Consider the following 18,292-nt stretch of genomic DNA (forward strand, 5'->3'; position numbering starts at 1 on the left):
AGGCTCCGGGGATTCGAACGCCATGCCATCCGATGCCATGACCGCAGCCGCCGCGGATCGGATGATGGCGAACGCCGAGCCGGTCAAGCTGGCCGAGCGGTACGAAATCCACCCCAGCGCGCCGCTCGCCGCGCTCAACGCCATCGGCGGCAACGCCTACACGGCCAAGCCGCTGCGTGACAAGCGGTCCGAAGCCTTCGCCATCATCGGCCACGGCGCCACGCTGGCCCGCACCGACATCGCCGCCACCATCGCCAGCCTCGACAACCAGGCCCACATGCGCCTGCTCGATTGGGGCATGGTGGACTGGCCGGCGAGCCAGGGGCGCCGCCTCTGCATGATCTTCGAGCGTCCGGCGGGCAAACGGCTGATGAACAGCCTGACCGAGGCCACGGACCCGATCCCCGAAGACCATCTGACCCGGCAGATCATCCACCCGCTGGTCGCGGCGCTGAAGGAGCTGTCGAGCCGCGGCGTGGTCCATGGCGCGATCCGCCCGACCAACCTCTATTACCGCGATCTGGCTTCCAGCAGCCTGATGCTGGGCGAATGCCTGTCCACCCCGCCGGGCTACGGCCAGACGGTCCTGCTGGAGACGGTGGAGCGCGGCATGGCCTCGCCGGCCGGGCGCGGCACCGGCACCATGGCCGACGACCTCTACTCGCTGGGCGTGACGCTGCTGCTCCTGCTTCTGGGGCGCAACCCGGTGGGGGCGGCGGAGGACGAGGCGATCCTCCAGGCCAAGATCGAGCGCGGGTCCTACCCGGCGCTGGTCGGTCAGATGCGCCTGCCGCTGGCCATCAGCGAGGTGATCCGCGGTCTTCTGGTGGACGATCCCAAGCAGCGCTGGACGCTTCAGGACCTCGATCTCTGGGTCGCCGGGCGCCGCCTCAGCCCGAAGCAGCCGCAGGTGCCGCGCCGCGCCGCCCGGCCGCTGGAGTTCCAGGGACAGGACTACTGGCATTGCCGGACGCTGGCCCGCGCCTTCGCCCGCCATGTCGCGCCCGCCGCCACGGTCATCGAGGGCGGCGAGCTGGACAAGTGGCTGCGCCGCTCCATGGGCGACGACGCGCGGGCCGAAGCGGTGGCGAACGCGGTGCAGACCGCCTCGACCACCGGCAAGGGCGGCAGCATGGCCGAACGGCTGGTCGCCCGCGTCTGCATGGCGCTGGACCCCGGCGCGCCCATCCGCTACCGCGGCAAGGCGATGATGCCCGACGGCATCGGCACCATGCTGGCCGAAGCCTTCCTGCGCGGCGAGTCGCCGCAGCCGTCGGCCGAGGTCCTTGCGAACCAGCTTCCCATGTTCTGGGTGAGCGTGCAGAGCGACTTCAAGCCGGAGTTCGTGCCGATGGTGCAGAACTTCGATCAGGTCCGCGGTCTGCTGGACCGCACCGGCCACGGGCTTGGGGTGGAGCGCGTGCTCTACGAGATGAACCCCACCATGCCCTGCATCAGCCCGCTGGTCGCCAAGCAGATGCCGACCAATCCGGCGGAGCTGCTGCGCGCGCTTGACTGGATGGGGGCGGGGAGCGAGCGGCACAAGGACCCCATCGACCGCCACGTCGCTGCCTTCCTGGCGGTGCGGCACCGGCGGACCGACGAGATGCTCTACACCCAGCTCGGCTCCAGCATCGAGCCGATGCGCCGGGTGATCGCCATGCTGACCATCCTGGCCGACGTGCAGGCGCGCACCGGCACCGACGGGCTGTCGCACCTCGCCGCCTGGGTGGTGTCGCTGCTCGATCCGGCCTTCCGCCGCTTCCACAGCCGACCGCACCAGGACAATGTGCGCAAGCTGGCCGACTCCGCGGCCCACAACGGGCGCCTTGGCGACTTGCTGAAGATCGTCGACGATCCGGAGGCGCTGCGCCGCGACAAGCTGGAGTTCGAGGCCGCCCAGATCGCCTACCGCGAGGCCGACGCCGAGATCAACAAGCTGCGGCAGAGCATCGGCGACCGGAACAGCATCATCGAATCGTCCGGGCGGCAGGTGGCGGCCATCGTGTCGAGCCTGCTGTCGACCCTGCTGGTCGGCGGCATCATCCTCTTCTTCGCCTTCTGACGGCGGCCTTCAAACCAAGGATCGGGTGCACCCATGGCGCGCGGCGGCAAGAGCGGCGGAAAGAAGAAGAAGCGCAAGGGCAGCATGCTGACGCTGATCCTGCTGATCATCCCGGCGGGTCTGGTGGTGCTGCCCACCTCGATCCTGTTCGGCATCGGCATGATCCCGACCATCGTTGCCTACGTCACTGACCGCGACCCGGAGAAATCGGCGCCGATCACCGTCGGCGGGCTGAATTTCTGCGGCTGCATGCCCTACGCCATCGAGCTGTGGAAGCACAACCACACCATCGGCGCCGCCGGCAAGATCTTCATGGACCCGCTGGCCTGGCTGATCATGTACGGGTCGGCGGCGATCGGCTGGGCGCTCTATTTCGGCATTCCGCCGATGGTGGCGAATTTCGAGGTCATGCGTGCCGAGAAGCGGGTGAGCGCGCTGAAGGACGTGAAGGTCGGGCTGGTCCAGGAATGGGGACCGGAGGTCGCCGGCGACCTGTTCGACGAGGCCGGCGGCCTGTCGCCGGACGAGCAGGACCAACTGGCCGAACCCGCGGGGGCGTGAGGCCGCCCCCGCCCGCCATTGGCGGACGGGGGTAAAGGCTCAACCGGCCAGCTTCTGCTCCACCGCGGCGTTGCGGATGGCCTTCTGGAGCTTCTCGAAGGCGCGCACCTCGATCTGGCGGACGCGCTCGCGGCTGATGCCGTACTTCTGCGACAGGTCCTCCAGCGTGGTGGGGTTGTCGCGCAGGCGGCGCTCCACCAGGATGTCGCGCTCGCGCTCGTTCAGATTCTCCATGGCGGCGGTCAGCAGCTTGCGCCGCTTGCCCAGTTCCTCGTTCTCGGCGAGCGAGATTTCCTGGTTCGCCGTCTCGTCGACCAGCCAGTCCTGCCACTCGCCCTCGCTGTCGGCGCGCAGCGGCGCGTTCAGCGAATGGTCCGGGGCGCTGAGGCGGCGGTTCATGTTGACGACGTCCTGCTCCGGCACGTCGAGGGTCGTGGCGACGTGGCGCACCTGCTCGGGCGACATGTCGCCCTCCTCGATGGCCTGCATCTGGCCCTTGAGGCGGCGCAGGTTGAAGAACAGCTTCTTCTGGGCCGCCGTGGTGCCCATCTTCACCAGCGACCAGCTGTGCAGGATGTATTCCTGGATGGCGGCGCGAATCCACCACATGGCGTAGGTCGCCAGCCGGAAGCCGCGGTCGGGGTCGAACCGCTTCACCGCCTGCATCATGCCCACGTTGCCCTCGGAGATCAGCTCCGACAGCGGCAGGCCGTAGCCGCGGTAGCCCATGGCAATCTTCGCCACGAGCCGGAGATGGCTGGTCACCAGCTTGTGCGCGGCGTCCGAATCCTCGATCTCCTGCCAGCGCTTGGCCAGCATGTACTCCTCCTCCGCCGCGAGCATGGGGAACTTGCGGATTTCCTGGAGGTAGCGCGAGAGGTTGCTTTCGGAACTGATGACCGGAACGCTGGATATCGTCGCCATGTTGGACCCTCTCCGACGGCTGTTGTTCGTGCCTTCTGACGGGCACACGGCCGTTCACTGTTCTGCGCCGCCTCGCCGTCCGCTTGCCCGTTCGATCCGCCGGGGATGGTCCCGGATGCAAGCGTGAGCTTTGGTGGCTGTTGACGCGAAGAATAACCGACTTCTGCGCGCGGGTATAGTGGATTACAGCGATTCTAAGAAATCTGACAAATCTTTAATATCCGTGGGTAGCGGCGCCTGGAAGCGCACCGTCTCCCCTGTTGCGGGATGGCGGAAGGTCAATCCCACGGCGTGCAACGCCTGCCGTGGAAAGCCAACAAACCGCTCGCGATCGGGTTCCGGCAGGGCTGAGGCGTGCTTGCCGCCGGCGCGTCCGGCACGCCCCTTGCCATAGAGCGGGTCGCCCACGATGGGGTGGCCGATGTGCGCCATGTGCACGCGGATCTGGTGGGTGCGCCCGGTCTCCAGCGTGCATTCGACCAGCGCCAGCGCGGTGCCGAAGGAGCGGACGACGCGGTAGCGGGTGGCCGCGTGCTTCCCGCCGCCGGTGACCACGGCCATTTTCTTGCGGTCGGTGCTGCTGCGCCCGATGTTGCCCTCGATCCGCCCCTCACGGGGGGAGGGGACGCCCCAGACGAGCGCCTGGTAGGTGCGGCTGAGCGTGCGGCCGGAGAACTGCTCTGTCAGCGCGTGGTGCGCGCGGTCATTCTTGGCGACGACCATCAGGCCGCTGGTGTCCTTGTCGAGCCGGTGGACGATCCCCGGACGCCGCACGCCGCCAATCCCCGACAGGCTGTCGCCGCAATGGGCGAGCAGGGCGTTGACCAGCGTGCCGTCCGGATTGCCGGCGGCGGGGTGGACCACCATGCCCGCAGGCTTGTCGATCACCAACACGTCCTCATCCTCATAGACCACGTCCAGGGGTATGTCCTGGGCCTCGGGCTGTGCAGGTTCAGCTTCGGGGATGAAAACGTCGAAAGTTTGTCCGGGCTTGACCTTCATCGACGGGTCCGTGACTGTCCGCCCGGTGCCGTCCTGCACGCAGCCCTTCTCCAGTAGCGCCTGCACGCGCGAGCGCGACAGGCCGGGAAGCCCCGAAGCCAGGGCCTTGTCGAGCCGCTGGCCGCCGGCATCGTCGGGAACGCTCCAGCGCTGTCGCGTGCCTTCGCCGGTTTCGCCATCCTGCGTTCCGGTGTATTCGTCCTCATCGTCGTCGAATTCGGTGCGTTCGGGCATCGTTCGGCAAAACTCCTCACATTCGCGCGAGAGTGGACCCCAAACCGTGCAGTTCCTCAAGGCACTCATCGTCATCATGGGCGTGATGATCATCGCCGGCTTCGCGTTCCTCGGCGTCGAACTCTACAAGCGCATCAGCGATCCGGAGCGCCGGGCCGGCGCCGACACCGAGCGGGCCGCCGCCCCCGCGGGCCGGATGGAGGAGGTCACGTTGGGCCTGCCGGCGGGCGCGCGCCTGGGCGACCCGGTGGCGGTTGGCAACCGCGTCGTCTTCCGCGTCACCATACCGGACGCCGCGGACCGCCTCTATGTGATGGACCCGCGCACCGGCGCCATCGCCGTGACCGTCACCGCCGGAACCGCCGCGCCATGACCAACACTTTCATCCATGACTTCCGCAGCGACAATGTGGCCGGCGCCGCGCCGGAGGTGGTCAACGCCTTGGCCGCGGCCGCGATCGGGTCCGCCGACCCCTATGGGCAGGACCCGTTGACCGCCAGCGTCACCCGCCGCCTGTCGGCCCTTTTCGAGGCCGAGGTGACGGTGTTCCCGGTCGCCACCGGGACGGCGGCCAACGCGCTGGCCCTGTCGGCCCTGGTCCCGCCCTACGGCGCGGTCTACTGCCACCAGGAAAGCCACATCCACGTCGACGAGTGCGGCGCGCCGGAGATGGCCACCGGCGGGGCCAAGCTGGTGCCGCTGGCCGGGGACGGCGGCAAGCTGACCCCCGCCGCCCTGACCGCGGCGCTGGCAGGGGCGGGCATCGGCGTGGTGCACCGGGTGCAGCCCGCCGCCCTCAGCCTGACCCAGGCGACGGAGGCCGGCACGGTCTACCGCCCGCAGGAGGTGGCGGCCCTGTCCGACGTTGCGCACGCCCATGGCATGGCGGTGCACATGGACGGCGCGCGCTTCGCCAACGCGATGGCCCGGCTGGGCTGTGCCCCGGCGGAGGTGACCTGGAAGGCCGGGGTGGACGTGCTGTCGCTGGGCGGCACCAAGGGCGGCTGCCTCGCCGCGGAGGCCGTGGTGTTCTTCAACCCGGCGCTGGCCGAGGATTTCGGCTTCCGCCGCAAGCGGGCCGGGCACTTGGTGTCCAAGGGCCGCTTCCTGTCGGCGCAGCTCGACGCTTGGCTGGCCGACGATCTGTGGCTGCGGCTGGCCCGCCACGCCAACGCCATGGCCGACCGGCTGTCTCAGGGCCTCGCCGCCCTGCCGGGGGCGGAGCTGGCTTATCCGGTGGAGGCTAACGAGGTCTTCGTGCGCCTGCCCGCCGCGGTGGCCGACGGGCTGGAGGCGGCGGGCTACCGCTTCTACCGCTGGGAGGGCGATCTGCTGCGTCTGGTCACCGCCTTCGACACGCCGCAGGCCGTCGTGAACTCTTTTCTGAAAATCGCCAAAGATCTGTCAGAAAAGGCTTGATCGGGCAGGGTGGGTTCGCTAAAAACCCGCCACGCCGACGACGCCACGTCGTCAGACGACGAAAGACTGTCCCCTTCGTCTAGAGGCCTAGGACACCGCCCTCTCACGGCGGTAACAGGGGTTCGAATCCCCTAGGGGACGCCACTTTCGTTCGGCTGGCAACCGAGCATCGCCCGATGAAGGTCCCCTTCGTCTAGAGGCCTAGGACACCGCCCTCTCACGGCGGTAACAGGGGTTCGAATCCCCTAGGGGACGCCATCCTTACCGGCATCAACGATCCACGGCCCGCCTTTTCGGCGGGCCGTCGTCGTTTCCGCACCATGCACCGGCGCGATGCCGCCGCGTCCTCCTCAGGTCTTGCGGATCAGGAAGGACATGGAATCCGCGGTCTCGTAGAGCGCAACGCCGCAGCGGCAGCGCATCGCCGTGTAGTCGTAATCGTTGCCGCCGCATTTGTAGCAGTGCAGGGGTAGGCGGGCGCGCCGGTACAGCTCGATCCCGGCGATGTCCGCGTGCAGCGCCTTCACCTCCTCCGCCGTGAAGAAATCCTTGGACGCCAAGCCGGCGGCCAGCGCCTCGGTGAAGGGAACCCCCGTCGCCCGGATGTGCTGGAAGGCGAGCAGCACCTGGAGGCTGGTGGCCGGCGGCTGGGCGTAATCGGAACAGTAGGCCCGGTAGAGGTCGTGGTCCGGGTGGGAGGTGTGGACGTCCTCCAGGATGTACAGGCCGCCGCTGCGCAGATGGGGCAGGGACTGGGTCAGGCACCACGCCTGATGCTGGGGGATGTGGCTGCCGTCCTCGATGATGAGATCGAACCGGATGCCGTTGGCCCGCAGGCTGCGCCCGATGTGGTCGGGGTCGTTCTGGTCGAACCGCACATACTGGATGCGGTCGTCCTGCGGCCAGTCCGGCTGCGGCTCCAGGATGTCGGCGCCGATGATGAAGGCGTCCGGGAACTGGGAGCGCAGCCAGCGGATCGAATCGCCCCGGAACACCCCGTATTCCAGGATGATCCGCACCGGCCCCAGCGTCCGGAAGGCCTGACGGTAGGTGTCGATGTACTGATGCCAGTAATGCTTGTCGGAGTTCGTTCCGTCCGCGCTGCTCATCGGTGGTCCCCGCTGTCGGCAATGCCCGATCATACGGGAAATCGCCGGGCGGGGCCGCCGAATTGAGCGCGGAAGACGGTCGGCGTCAGCGTTTCGAAGCGCCGCCGGAGCGGGAGATGCTCAGCTCGGCGACCTCCTCCTGCTTGGCGGCGGGCAGGCCGGCCGAGCGCACCACGCCGGGGTCGTGGGGATGGACGCGACGGGGGTAGACGCTGTGGACCTTGACCACATAATCCTGCGTCTCGCGGTAGGGCGGGACGCCCTTGTACTGGAGCACCGCCCCTTCGCCCGCGTTGTAGCCGGCGAGCGCCAGCGTCACGTTGCCGTCGAAATAGGCCAGCAGCCAGCGCAGATACTTCATGCCACCGCGCAGGTTCTGCTCGGGGTCGAAGGGCTTGGTCACGCCGAAGCGCTCCGCCGTCTCGGGGATCAGCTGCATCAGCCCCATGGCGTTCTTTTCCGACACCACATCCACGCGGTAGCCGGATTCCACGGCGATGACCGCCAGCACCAGATCGGGGTCGAGCCCGTAGCTGGGGGCCATCTTGGTGACCATGGCGCGAATTTCCTTGGGCGGCATGCGGATCACGCCCCAGCGCACGCTCGGCGGTTCGCAGCGGTCGGGCGCCTTGCTCGCCGTGCTCCTGCTTGAGGCGCTGGCTGGCTTGACCATCTGCGCCGCGTCCTCGTTGCCCAGCTGGGCGGCGCGGCGCAGCCAGGAGCGGCCAAGCTCCTCGTCCTTCGACACCGCGCCACGCCCGGCCATGTGCATGCGCCCGGCGCGGTAGGCCGCCTCGGCGTAGTCCTGGCGGGCCGCCCGGCAATAGAGGGAGAGGGCCATCCGCTCGTCCCGGTTCACGCCTTTGCCAACCTCGTAACGCATGGCCAGCTCATACTGGGCGCGGGCGCTGCCCTTGCCGGCGAGCGCCTCCAGCGCGCGGATCGTGCGCTCGCCCGAGTTCTGGAAGACGGGGGGTGGGGCCGCCGTCTGCGCCGATGCGTCCTGGACCGATGCATTCTGGGCCGTGGCCGGCAGCGCCGTCAGAAAGGAGGCGATCAGCCCGCCGGCGGCCAGGGCCACCGCGCTTTTCACCGTCTTGACGCAGCTTTTGCCGATTGGTGAAGCCGTCCGGTCTTTCGGCGTATGCGGGAAGATCGGCGCGCTAGCGCCAACGTCCGGCTGTCCACGAAAGACGTAATGCGATATGGTTCCGGCCCAGAGAGGAAGCGGACCACAATGAAATAAGACTTCCGCTAAGGGACGGAAACGCCGCCTATACAGAGAAGAAGAACCGCTGACAGCGGACCTGCGGATGGATGAATGAGCGAATTCATCGTTGGCCATAGACATGGCTATCCCGCAAAGGAGATTTGAGGTCGGTTGGTGAAAGCCAGCCGGCCTTTTCCTTTTGAGCAAAGTCATGAAGCCTCCCGTATGTCCGGAGACGATACCTCATCCCCGATCGAATGCTACGGGAGCAATCGGACGATTCATGGCATTTAGGGGTAATCTCGCCAAATTGTTAAGGGGCTTAGCCTTTTTCCCAACTGGCAGCCCCTGTGGTGCGCCATTACGTACTGATGGACCGACGATTGTCGTTGGAGAATCCGGTTATGCCCCGCGCGCATTCGGCGCAAGGCGGGGTCCGGAGCGATGGTTCGGGCGTTTCCAGACGCGCCCGGCATGATCGGGACATCTTTCGGTACACAGGGAGGCAGCGTTCCACCGATGGCGAACCACGTCGCGAGTTCCTTGCGCCGTCCGGCAAGCAGCCCCGCGCCGCTTGACCCCGTCGCCCTCAAGCCGGTGATGGGAAGCCGCCGTGCGGACGAGGACGAGTTGAACGTTGCGGTCGAAGCCGACGATCCGGCCGTCGAAGACGCGGCGGAGGCGTCCTCGGCGCCGCTGGCGCCCCCCGATCCGGCGATCATCGCGCAGATCGAGGCGGAGATTCCCCGCCTGCGCCGTTTCGCCCGCGCCATGGTGCGGGACGCCACGCTGGCTGACGACCTCGTGCAGGAATGTCTGGAGCGCGCCTTGTCGCGCCTGCATCTCTGGCGGCCCGGCAGCAACCTGCGTGCCTGGCTCTTCACCATTCTGCGCAACCTGCACATCAACGGCATCCGTCGCCGGCAGGCGGTCGTGGACATCGACGGGGAAGGGCAGGCGGCGATCGGCGCCGCCCATGGCGGCCAGTTCGTCCGGTTGGAGCTGCGCGACCTGAAGCGCGCGCTCGGCCTGCTGCCGACCGAGCAGCGGGAGGTGGTCCTGCTGATCGGGCTGGAGGGCATCTCCTACGGCGAGGCCGCCGACATTCTGGGCATCTCCATCGGCACCGTGAAGTCGCGCCTGTCGCGCGGCCGTCGTGCCCTGCGCCAGCTCATGGAAGGGCACAGCCCGACCGATGACGATTGATCCGGATGATTGATCCGTCCGCGTTCCATAGCCGTTCATACCCTTAGCCGCTCATGCCGGGCGCACAGAGAAACCGGCAACGCTCCGGATGGGGCGTTGCCGGCCAGGTGCGAGGCTAACATCGAGAGGCTTTCGGGGTACTCGCGAGCCCGGCCCTTCGAGACGTGAAAGGCCGGACACGGGCGCGCTGCGGGAAACGCCCGCCCGGACGGTTCCGGGCGGGTGCTGGGTCTAGCGGCGCCTGACCAGGCCCAGAATCAAACTCGCTGCGAACAGGATCAGGAAAAGGAAGAACAGGATTTGCGCAATGCCCGAAGAGGCTGACGCAATTCCGCCGAAACCGAGTGCGCCGGCGATCAGCGCGATCACGAAGAAAACAAGTGCCCAATAGAGCATCCTAACCTCCCCCGCTCGGTCCGAAGCGCGTTACGGCTCGTCCGGCGCGCAGTCTGTTGAACGTCCTACTCTGTGAAGAGCGTGTCAGTACTGTGCAGAACACGCCTCCGCTCTGAAAGGTTCCCGCACCCCGTTCCAGTAAAGAGCTTTTTTTGGGTAGGGTCGGTTCCAAAAGGGGGAGGGGCATCCCGATAACGCTGGCTTGACCGCAACAACGGCCGACGAGCGCTGTTGTCCGGGTCGCCAGCCTGCTCGGTTCCGGCCGGGCGGGCGAAAAGGCGCAGCGCCGCTGCGGCGGTGCGAGACGCCGTATCGAGAGAAGAGGATGCCATGAACGCCAAACTGTCCCTCGCCGTTCTCGCCGCGACCCTGGCGGCCGCTCCCGCCGCGATGGCCCAGACCTATCAGAACAGCGCGCCGCAGGTTCCTTACGAGCGCTCCAGCCCGTCGGGCCTGCCGACCACCAGCCCGCAGGTGGAAAGCCTGCCCGGCGAGCGGGCCGACCCGTGGAGCGACCGGACCCAGAACCGGATGCCGGACGGCCGCATGCCCGACCGTGTGACCAGCGGCACCGCCGAATCCACCGTTGGATCCGGCGCCGCGGGCACCTACGGCAGCACCGGCACCTATGCGACGCCCGGCACCTACGGTTCGACCGGAAACATGAACAACAGCATGCCGAGCAGCGGCGCGATGGGGACCACCGGCTCGGCCACCGGCACCATGCCCAACACCATGCAGGGCAACCGGCAGGTCATCATGAACGTCGACCCGAACACCGCCCAGCGTGCCGAGCGGGGCCAGAACCGCAAGGAGCTGATGCAGACCTCTCTGCTGAACTACTTCAGCGCCGCCGGCTTCACCTCGGTCCGCGACTTCCGCAAGCAGGGTGAGAACTACGTGGCGGAGGCCCAGTCGGCCAACGGCACCTGGAGCACCGTGCTTCTCGATGCCAAGACCGGCACGATCTCCGAAATCCGTTGATCACTGATCCGCCGCGGCTCACTCCATCAGCCGCGGCCATGATCCGGTCAGGCGGCCGTAACCCGCCGTAACCGACGCGTCGTACAGGGGCAATGGCTGGCGCAGCCGTTGCCCCGCGTCGCGTCCAAGGGTGCGCACCGCGGTCGCCAGCCGTCCGTCCGGCGGCCAGGAGCCGCCGGGGCTGAAAGGCGCCGTCAGCGCGATGCCCTGCTCCAACCGCCCGCCGTAGCGGCTCTGCGCGCCCTCCGGACCCTCGGTCCAGGTGACCTGGGCGGACAGGCGGACGCCGCCGTCGAAGGCGCGCAGCAGTTCGAGCGTGCCGCCCCAATCCCCGCCGAGATAGCGCCCCAGCCGCAGCACACCCGTGGTGGCGGCCCCCGGTGCTTCCCAATAGAGGCTGGCGTGGCCCGTGTTCCGCCCGCTTTCCGGGGCAAGGCGCAGCGCGTCGTCGGGCGGACGCTTCCAGACGCGGTTGAGGTCGAGCCCGAGCGCCCAGCGCGCCGTCAGGGGGCGGTACAGCGCCTCGGTTCCCACACCGCCGAACATCTCCTCGAAATGGCCGACGGACAGGCGGGTGCTCCAGGTCTCGGAGGGCGTGGCCAGCCACGCCGCGTACAGCCGCTCGACCGTGGCGAGGCGGTCGGCGTAGCGCGGCAGGTCGCTGCGCACCGGATCCGCCGCCGGGATGGCGTTGGTGTCGAGAAGGTGGAGGTTGTGGCTGACGTTCACCCGCAGCCCACCGCTGAGAACCAGCCCGCGCAGCGGTTCCGCGGTCAATAGGGTGTCGCCGTAGGTCCTCTGCAACAGCGGCGCGCTCTGTTCGAACAGGCTGGCTTCCAGGGTCGGCGTGACGGTCAGGGCGAGCCGCGCCGGCCAGTCCGGCGGAGGGCCGGCGGAGCGGTCGATGCGGGCCGTCCGCCAGATTTCCTCGGGGCTGCCGCGGTGGCCGGCTGCCTGCTCCACGGCGCGACGCGACAGGGTGACGGCGGTGCCGTCCAGCCCGGCGTTGCCGGTGACGACGGTGAGCCATTCGACGTCCGGGGTCGCGCTGTCGGCCAGCAGGCGGGCGGCGCGACCCACCTCCTGCGCCAGCGGAGCGGTGCCGGCGCCTGCCGGGTCCAGCCACAGGGCCGCCCGGTCGCCGTCGACCAACGCGGTGCGGGCGGGCAGCCGGTGCAGCCGGGCCAGAGCCGCGATGTCCGGGGCGGGCAGCGCGGTGTCCGGCGCAGCGGGGCGGGCGCCGACCACAGGCGGCGGCGTGAGCGCGGTGGCTTCTCCTTCCTCCTGCGGGTCGAAGCGCGCGGCGAGGCGCAGCATGGCGCGCGAACCCTGCTCGACCCCGGCGCCCAGTTCCAGCCAGTTCAAGGGACGGTAGGCCAGACCGGCGTTCAGCGGCAGGCCGGGCTGGAAGTTCGGATCGTCCTGCTGTTGGGCGCGGAAGCTGTCGGCGCTGTATTCCAGCTTGACGCTGAGCCCCTCCAGCGGCGTGTGCCACTCGACGCCGCCGAACAGGGCCGCGCGCTCCCCGGTGAACCACGCCTCCGGCCCGCGGGACGACGCCTTCGCCGGGTCGCGGTCACGCTTGAATCGCCCGCCGAGAAAGCGCAGCGGGTTGCGGACATGCCCATAGTCGCCGAGCCCACCCCAGCCGATGCCCAGGCTGAGATCGACGTTCCACCAGCGGCGCGAGGCGACCAGATACTCTCCCGCGAAGCGGCCCTTGCCCGGCAGGTCCAGCCCGCTGCCGGTAACGTCGCGCCCGCCGACCGCCAGCGACGGCCACCACGGCCCTTCGCGCAGCAGGCGCAGCTTGGCGTCCACCCCCGGCTCGCTGAGGCCGTGCCAGCTCGGGTAGGTGCTGTCGCGGAGGGTGACCTCAAGGCCGGGAAGGAGCTGCGCCCTGGCGAAGACATGCCGGTGCAGGCCACCGAGAGCGGTCAATCCCGCAGTGACGGTGCCGTCTGGCATGCCGCGCGCGGTTGGTGTCTGAAGCAGCCCAACGGCTCCCCAGTCGGACAGGGTCGCCTCAAGCCCCTCCGCCCAAGCGGGCAGGGCGGTGAAGGACAGCGCGAGGACGAGGAGAACGCGATTCACGCCATGGTGGAGATGGTCGGGGAAAGTTCCCGATCCATGGCATCTTCATGCGTATGAATGCAACCTTTATCCCTCTCCCCTCTGGGGAGAGGGTGTCCGCGAAGCGGGCGGGTGAGGGGGATGCGCGTGGCGGAAGGTTCGGCAAAAGCTCAACCCCCTCACCCCAACCCTCTCCCCGGAGGGGAGAGGGGGCAAGCGGGCTGATGCATGAGAAGCGTTACAGCGGTTCGGCGGTGCAGGTCAGGCCCATCGTCTCCGCGGTGTTGGCAATGGCGGACAGGCAGGTGCCGGCGCGCTCCGGCGGGATCGAAACGGCGAAGCGGATGGTGTAACGGCCTCCCTCCCGCTCCGGCAGGGTCTGGGCGTCCAGCCGGACGATGTTCGCCTCGAACTGGGTGAAGATTTCCGACAGACGGGCGATCAGGCCGGGCTGGTCGCCGCCCGACACCTCCACCCGGTGGGTGATGCGGGCGAGCGGGCCGGGGTTGGGATCGAAGTCGAAGGGCGTCACCTTGATCTGCGCGCCGGCCAGCTCGGGCAGGCTGGCCAGCCCCTCCTGCACCTCCCCGACGGGGACGTCGTCGGGGAGTTCGCAGACCGCCGAGAACTCCGCCCCGGACCCCATCACCGCGAAGGTCGCGTCGCGCAGGTTGGCCCCCAGCCCGAAGAGATGGCCGGTGACCGCCGAGACGAGACCGACGCGGTCGGGGCAGAAGGTCGAAACCAGGGCGAGGGACGACACGGGCGGAACCTCCGATGCGGGAAAGAGAAGCGGCGGCGGTCAGGCCGCCGTGCCGCCCACGGTCAGGCCGTCCAGGCGCAGGGTCGGCTGGCCGACGCCCACGGGAACGCCCTGGCCGTCCTTGCCGCAGGTGCCGACGCCGGGGTCCAGCTTGGTGTCGTTGCCGATCATCGACACGCGGGTCAGGCTGTCCGGGCCGTTGCCGATCAGGGTCGCGCCCTTCACCGCCGGGCCGAGCTTGCCGTCCTCGATCAGATAGGCCTCGTTGGCGGAGAAGACGAACTTGCCGCTGGTGATGTCCACCTGCCCGCCGCCGAAGTTCTTGGCGTAGAGGCCCTTCTTGACCGACTTGATGATCTCCTCCGGCTCATAGGCGCCGGGGCGCATCACGGTGTTGGTCATGCGCGGCATGGGATGGCAGGCGAAGCTCTGGCGCCGCCCGTTGCCGGTCGGGCGCATCCCCATCAGCCGGGCGTTCATGCGGTCCTGCATGTAGCCGACCAGGATGCCGTCCTCGATCAGCGTCGTGCACTGGCCGGGGGTGCCCTCGTCGTCCACGGTGATCGAGCCGCGGCTGTTCTCGATGGTGCCGTCGTCCACGATGGTCACACCGGGGGCGGCGATGCGCTGGCCCATCAGCCCGGCGAAGGCCGAGGTCTTCTTGCGGTTGAAGTCGCCCTCCAGCCCGTGGCCGATGGCCTCGTGCAGCAGGATGCCCGGCCAGCCGTTGCCGAGAACGACGGTCATCTCGCCCGCCGGGGCCGGAACCGAGGACAGATTGACGAGCGCGGAGCGCAGCGCCTCGTCCACGAAGGCGCGCCACGTCTCCGGCTGCATGTAGTGCTCGTAGGTGACGCGCCCGCCGCCGCCGTGGCCGCCCGTCTCCATGCGGTCGCCCTCGGCCACCACGACGGAGACGTTCAGCCGGACCAGCGGGCGCAGGTCGGCCACCCGCACGCCGTCGGCGCGGATGATCTGCACCGCCTGCCACTCGCCGCTGATCGAGCAGGAGACCTGCCGCACCCGCGGGTCCTTGGCGCGGGCGTAGGCGTCGATCTCCGCCAGCAGCTTCACCTTGGCCTCGAAGGGGACCAGGGGCAGGGGGTTGTCGGGGATGTAGAGCGCGCGGTTGGTGCCGGCGGGCGGCTCGGCGAAGGTGCCGGCGTGCCCGGCCTGGACGGCGCGCACCGTCGCGGCGGCGCGACGGATGGCGTCCTCGGACAGGCTGGAGGCGTGGGCGAAGCCGGTCGCCTCGTCGGCGATGGCGCGCAGGCCGAAGCCCTGGGTGGTGTCGAAGCTGGCCGCCTTGAGCTTGCCGTCGTCCCAGCCCAGCGATTCGCTCTGCGAATATTCCAGATACAGTTCGCCGTCGTCCGCCCCCCGCAATGCGTCGGCCACCACCCCCTCGACACGGGAACGGTCCAGGCCGGCGCGGTTGAAGAACAGATCGTCGGTGACGGCAAGCGCGCTCATGGGGACTCCGGGGTATCGGTCTATCGTAGGACAACGATGCGGCACCGGCGCTCTCGCACCCGCACGCGCGATGTGGTCTAAAGATCAGACTTATAGTGTGGCGACGGGCGGCCCATCCGGCAAGGCTCGTCGTCCATGGGCGGATGGGGCTCGGAAGGGGAATGGCCACTATGACCGACGACGCGCTGGCGATGGGCCGCACCGGCAACGGAGACGCGCGCTCCCTGGCCCACCCCCTGAAGAACCACGCCCTGCGCGTGACCCTGACCAACGAGGTGCACACCCGCCCGCCGGAGGTCCTGTCCACCCCGGTGCGCGCCACCATGCTGGCGATGCTGTCGGGGGAGGGCGCGTCGGAGGCCGACCGGCTGCATCTGGAGAAGCTGTGCGACTGGGCCGGCGTGCCGCGCCCGCCCGCCGGGGCCACCCATTACAGCGGCTCCTTCGGCAGCTTCCGCCTGAAGTGGGAGCGGCACACCGAATTCTCCACCTGGACCGTCTTCCGCCCCAACGCCGTGTCCCCGGCGAACGTGTTGGTCGATCCCTTCCTGGAACCGGCGCTGAACGCGGTGCCCAAGGAATGGCTGGCCGGGTTGCCGGGCGAGTTGATGGTCGGCGTCCATGTCGCCGTCCTCGACGCCGAATCGCCGGAGCCCTCGGCCAACATGCTGGCGGCGATGTTCGGCTCGCCGAGCTACATCGGGACGCGGATCTCCGGGCGGGCGGCGACGGCCTGGACCGACTTCCGCATCCATGGCGACGGCTTCTCGCGCATCCTGATCGCCGACCATGCGATGACCTCCAACCAGGCGGGCCGCGTCGTGCAGCGCCTGCTGGAGATCGAGACCTACCGGGTGATGGCGCTGCTGGCCTTGCCGGTGGCGCGCGGCGTGCTGCCGCGCATCGGCCCGATCGAGGCCGATCTGGCCGACCTGACCACCCGCATCGCCACCCTGCGCGGCCTGGACGACGAGCGCGAGTTGCTGGACCGGCTGACCCTGCTGGCCGCCCAGACCGAACAGATCGCGGCGGAGACCGCCTACCGCTTCGGCGCGGCGCGGGCCTACTACAACCTCGTGGAAAAGCGCATCGTCGAGCTGCGCGAGATCCGCATCGAGGGGCTGCCCACGGTGGGCGAGTTCATGGACCGCCGCCTCGCCCCGGCGATCCGCACCTGCGAAGCGGTGGAATCGCGCCTGCAGGCGCTGTCCCAGCGCGTGGCCCGCGCCAGCGACCTGCTGCGCACCCGCGTGGAGATCGCCGTGGAGGGGCAGAACGCCGAGCTTCTCCTCTCCATGGACAAGCGGGCGCAGCTCCAGCTCCGCCTGCAGGAGACGGTGGAGGGGCTGTCGGTGGTGGCGATCAGCTACTACCTCGTCGGCATCGTCGGCTACGCCGCGAAAGGCGTGAAGGGACTCGGGATGAAGGTCGATCCCGACCTGCTCGTCGGGCTGATGATTCCCATCGTCATCGCCTTCGTCTGGTCCGGCGTGCGCCGAATCCGCAAGGTCATCACCAGCGGACACTGACGGCTCCGGAGCTTTTCCGTTCTAACACGGTGGTGGGTTACCGCAGCGCAAACGGCGGCCGGATGGCGCCGTCCGCGCAAGGTCGCTTGCGTCCCACACCAGGGACGTGCAAGCCTAAAAACTTGATTTTCCGAGACAATTCGCTGTACCATCAAACTGCGACAGCTTGTCGCAGTGCGAAGCCGATACGGAAGCTCAACTTCTGTTCTGATGCGGGCTTGAAACCGGCATTGCGCCTATGTCCTTCGTGTAGGGACGCCTGACTTGTACCCAAGCGCAGTGCAGGGTTAAGCTCGCGCTGCGGGGACCGCGCCGCCCACAAACGGCACGATCCCTGCATAGACCGGCACCGTCGCAACGCCCGGACGCGCAACCGCCCGACAGGGGTGGAACGCACCAGGGAAACAGGGGCGAAGGCGGGTCCGGCGGGAAGGGACGACCGCCGTCCGCGACCGTGGGCGGCGGGCAACGAAGAGGGTGGGGATGAAGACGCAGACCCTGAACGCTGCCGTTCTGGCGGCGCTGACATCTTTGTGTGGATTTGCCGCGACCGGTTCCGCCGCCGAACCCCACCCCTGGCAATTGGGGCTTCAGGAGGCGGCCACCCCGGTCAAGCACGCCATGGACTCGTTCCACGACCTGCTGACGGTGATCATCGTCGCCATCGTCATTTTCGTGGCGGGGCTGCTGGGCTGGGTGGCGCTGCGCTTCAACGCCAAGAAGAACGCCGTGCCGTCCACGACCTCGCACCACACGGTGCTGGAGATCGCCTGGACGGTCATTCCGGTCATCATCCTGATCGTCATCGCGGTGCCCTCCTTCAAGCTGCTCTACCAGGCGGAGCGGGTGCCGGAGTCGGAGATGACCATCAAGGTCACCGGGCGGCAGTGGTACTGGGACTACGAGTATCCCGACCACGGCAACATCGCCTTCTCCAGCTACATGATCCAGGATTCGGAGCTGAAGCCCGGCCAGAAGCGCCTGCTGGAGGTCGACAACCGCGTGATCCTGCCGGTCGGCACGACCGTGCGCGTGCTGGTCACCGCGGGCGACGTCATCCATTCCTGGGCGGTGCCGAGCTTCGGCGTGAAGAAGGACGCCGTGCCGGGCCGTGCCAACGAGACCTGGGTGCGGATCGAAAAGGAAGGCGTCTATTATGGCCAGTGTTCCGAGATCTGCGGCGTGAACCACGCCTTTATGCCGATTGCGGTCGAGGCCGTGTCGAAGGAGGCCTTCAACCAGTGGGTCGAGAAGGCCAAGACCGCTTACGGGACCCCCGACACCAAGCGCGACGTCGCCCAAATTCCATCCGCTGGGCTGCCGTCCGCCGGGGCCGTCCAGTAA

16 protein-coding genes and 2 tRNA genes are annotated in these 18,292 nt (G+C 68.6%); 10 read left to right on the top strand and 8 right to left on the bottom strand.

Annotated features, from left to right (window positions below; genetic code table 11):
- Positions 1-22 precede the first annotated feature (22 nt).
- A complete protein-coding gene (locus Sp245p_RS06530; protein ID WP_014240870.1) occupies positions 23-2,065 on the top strand; it encodes a serine/threonine-protein kinase in 2,043 nt (680 codons plus the stop codon).
- 33 nt (positions 2,066-2,098) lie between these two features.
- A complete protein-coding gene (locus tag Sp245p_RS06535; RefSeq protein WP_014240869.1) occupies positions 2,099-2,626 on the top strand; it encodes a hypothetical protein in 528 nt (175 codons plus the stop codon).
- Positions 2,627-2,665: 39 nt separating this feature from the next.
- Here Sp245p_RS06535 and rpoH read toward each other — a convergent pair whose 3' ends face one another.
- Positions 2,666-3,550, bottom strand: a complete 885-nt coding sequence (gene rpoH, locus Sp245p_RS06540) for an RNA polymerase sigma factor RpoH (RefSeq protein ID WP_014240868.1) — start codon at positions 3,548-3,550, stop codon at positions 2,666-2,668.
- 183 nt (positions 3,551-3,733) lie between these two features.
- The gene (locus tag Sp245p_RS06545) at positions 3,734-4,786 is read right to left on the bottom strand and encodes an RluA family pseudouridine synthase (protein ID WP_014240867.1); all 1,053 of its coding nucleotides are present in this window, start codon (positions 4,784-4,786) and stop codon (positions 3,734-3,736) included.
- Between the two features lie 46 nt (positions 4,787-4,832).
- Between Sp245p_RS06545 and Sp245p_RS06550 the strand changes: the two genes are divergently transcribed.
- The 4 genes from Sp245p_RS06550 to Sp245p_RS06565 all read left to right on the top strand — a co-directional run bounded on the left by Sp245p_RS06550 (position 4,833) and on the right by Sp245p_RS06565 (position 6,463).
- Positions 4,833-5,159, top strand: coding sequence for a hypothetical protein (locus Sp245p_RS06550; protein ID WP_014240866.1), 327 nt, complete (start codon positions 4,833-4,835; stop codon positions 5,157-5,159).
- Positions 5,156-6,205, top strand: a complete 1,050-nt coding sequence (locus tag Sp245p_RS06555) for a threonine aldolase family protein (protein WP_109138416.1) — start codon at positions 5,156-5,158, stop codon at positions 6,203-6,205. The genes Sp245p_RS06550 and Sp245p_RS06555 overlap by 4 nt, the downstream gene beginning before the upstream one ends.
- Positions 6,206-6,273: 68 nt before the next feature.
- A tRNA-Glu gene (locus Sp245p_RS06560) sits at positions 6,274-6,349 on the top strand.
- Between the two features lie 38 nt (positions 6,350-6,387).
- A tRNA-Glu gene (locus Sp245p_RS06565) sits at positions 6,388-6,463 on the top strand.
- A gap of 92 nt (positions 6,464-6,555) precedes the next feature.
- Here Sp245p_RS06565 and Sp245p_RS06570 read toward each other — a convergent pair.
- Together Sp245p_RS06570 and Sp245p_RS06575 are read right to left on the bottom strand one after the other, a co-directional pair.
- A complete protein-coding gene (locus Sp245p_RS06570) occupies positions 6,556-7,314 on the bottom strand; it encodes a class I SAM-dependent methyltransferase (protein WP_014240865.1) in 759 nt (252 codons plus the stop codon).
- A gap of 85 nt (positions 7,315-7,399) precedes the next feature.
- Complete coding sequence (locus Sp245p_RS06575) at positions 7,400-8,395, bottom strand: transglycosylase SLT domain-containing protein (RefSeq protein ID WP_014240864.1); 996 nt, start codon at positions 8,393-8,395, stop codon at positions 7,400-7,402.
- Between the two features lie 648 nt (positions 8,396-9,043).
- Here Sp245p_RS06575 and Sp245p_RS06580 point away from each other — a divergent pair.
- Complete coding sequence (locus Sp245p_RS06580) at positions 9,044-9,730, top strand: sigma-70 family RNA polymerase sigma factor (RefSeq protein WP_014240862.1); 687 nt, start codon at positions 9,044-9,046, stop codon at positions 9,728-9,730.
- A gap of 231 nt (positions 9,731-9,961) precedes the next feature.
- On the opposite strand, the gene Sp245p_RS06585 is transcribed toward Sp245p_RS06580, so the two are convergent.
- On the bottom strand, positions 9,962-10,126 hold the full coding sequence (locus Sp245p_RS06585; protein WP_035674837.1) for a DUF1328 domain-containing protein: 165 nt from the start codon (positions 10,124-10,126) through the stop codon (positions 9,962-9,964).
- 330 nt (positions 10,127-10,456) lie between these two features.
- Here Sp245p_RS06585 and Sp245p_RS34830 point away from each other — a divergent pair, with 330 nt between their 5' ends.
- Entirely contained in the window at positions 10,457-11,110 is a 654-nt protein-coding gene (locus Sp245p_RS34830) for a hypothetical protein (RefSeq protein WP_014240860.1), read from the top strand.
- Positions 11,111-11,128: 18 nt separating this feature from the next.
- On the opposite strand, the gene Sp245p_RS06595 is transcribed toward Sp245p_RS34830, so the two are convergent.
- The 3 genes from Sp245p_RS06595 to tldD form a co-directional block, all read right to left on the bottom strand.
- Positions 11,129-13,204, bottom strand: a complete 2,076-nt coding sequence (locus Sp245p_RS06595; RefSeq protein WP_014240859.1) for a YjbH domain-containing protein — start codon at positions 13,202-13,204, stop codon at positions 11,129-11,131.
- 217 nt (positions 13,205-13,421) lie between these two features.
- Positions 13,422-13,946, bottom strand: coding sequence for a glycine cleavage system transcriptional repressor (locus tag Sp245p_RS06600; RefSeq protein ID WP_014240858.1), 525 nt, complete (start codon positions 13,944-13,946; stop codon positions 13,422-13,424).
- A gap of 39 nt (positions 13,947-13,985) precedes the next feature.
- Positions 13,986-15,419 (bottom strand): metalloprotease TldD, encoded by a 1,434-nt coding sequence (gene tldD, locus Sp245p_RS06605; protein WP_014240857.1) that lies wholly within the window; start codon positions 15,417-15,419, stop codon positions 13,986-13,988.
- Positions 15,420-15,589: 170 nt separating this feature from the next.
- Here tldD and Sp245p_RS06610 point away from each other — a divergent pair, with 170 nt between their 5' ends.
- Both Sp245p_RS06610 and coxB read left to right on the top strand, forming a co-directional pair.
- Entirely contained in the window at positions 15,590-16,948 is a 1,359-nt protein-coding gene (locus tag Sp245p_RS06610) for a DUF3422 family protein (RefSeq protein ID WP_014240856.1), read from the top strand.
- A 483-nt stretch (positions 16,949-17,431) separates the two neighbouring features.
- Positions 17,432-18,292, top strand: a complete 861-nt coding sequence (coxB, locus tag Sp245p_RS06615; protein ID WP_014240855.1) for a cytochrome c oxidase subunit II — start codon at positions 17,432-17,434, stop codon at positions 18,290-18,292.

The sequence above is a fragment of the Azospirillum baldaniorum genome, from assembly GCF_003119195.2.
Classification (GTDB): Bacteria; Pseudomonadota; Alphaproteobacteria; order Azospirillales; family Azospirillaceae; genus Azospirillum; species Azospirillum baldaniorum.

Coding starts and splice junctions, on each gene's coding strand:
- Sp245p_RS06530 (WP_014240870.1), top strand. CDS start 23: ATGCCATCCGATGCCATGACCGCAGCCGCCGCGGATCGGATGATGGCG.
- Sp245p_RS06535 (WP_014240869.1), top strand. CDS start 2,099: ATGGCGCGCGGCGGCAAGAGCGGCGGAAAGAAGAAGAAGCGCAAGGGC.
- rpoH (WP_014240868.1), bottom strand. CDS start 3,550: ATGGCGACGATATCCAGCGTTCCGGTCATCAGTTCCGAAAGCAACCTC.
- Sp245p_RS06545 (WP_014240867.1), bottom strand. CDS start 4,786: ATGCCCGAACGCACCGAATTCGACGACGATGAGGACGAATACACCGGA.
- Sp245p_RS06555 (WP_109138416.1), top strand. CDS start 5,156: ATGACCAACACTTTCATCCATGACTTCCGCAGCGACAATGTGGCCGGC.
- Sp245p_RS06570 (WP_014240865.1), bottom strand. CDS start 7,314: ATGAGCAGCGCGGACGGAACGAACTCCGACAAGCATTACTGGCATCAG.
- Sp245p_RS06580 (WP_014240862.1), top strand. CDS start 9,044: ATGGCGAACCACGTCGCGAGTTCCTTGCGCCGTCCGGCAAGCAGCCCC.
- Sp245p_RS06585 (WP_035674837.1), bottom strand. CDS start 10,126: ATGCTCTATTGGGCACTTGTTTTCTTCGTGATCGCGCTGATCGCCGGC.
- Sp245p_RS34830 (WP_014240860.1), top strand. CDS start 10,457: ATGAACGCCAAACTGTCCCTCGCCGTTCTCGCCGCGACCCTGGCGGCC.
- tldD (WP_014240857.1), bottom strand. CDS start 15,419: ATGAGCGCGCTTGCCGTCACCGACGATCTGTTCTTCAACCGCGCCGGC.
- Sp245p_RS06610 (WP_014240856.1), top strand. CDS start 15,590: ATGACCGACGACGCGCTGGCGATGGGCCGCACCGGCAACGGAGACGCG.
- coxB (WP_014240855.1), top strand. CDS start 17,432: ATGAAGACGCAGACCCTGAACGCTGCCGTTCTGGCGGCGCTGACATCT.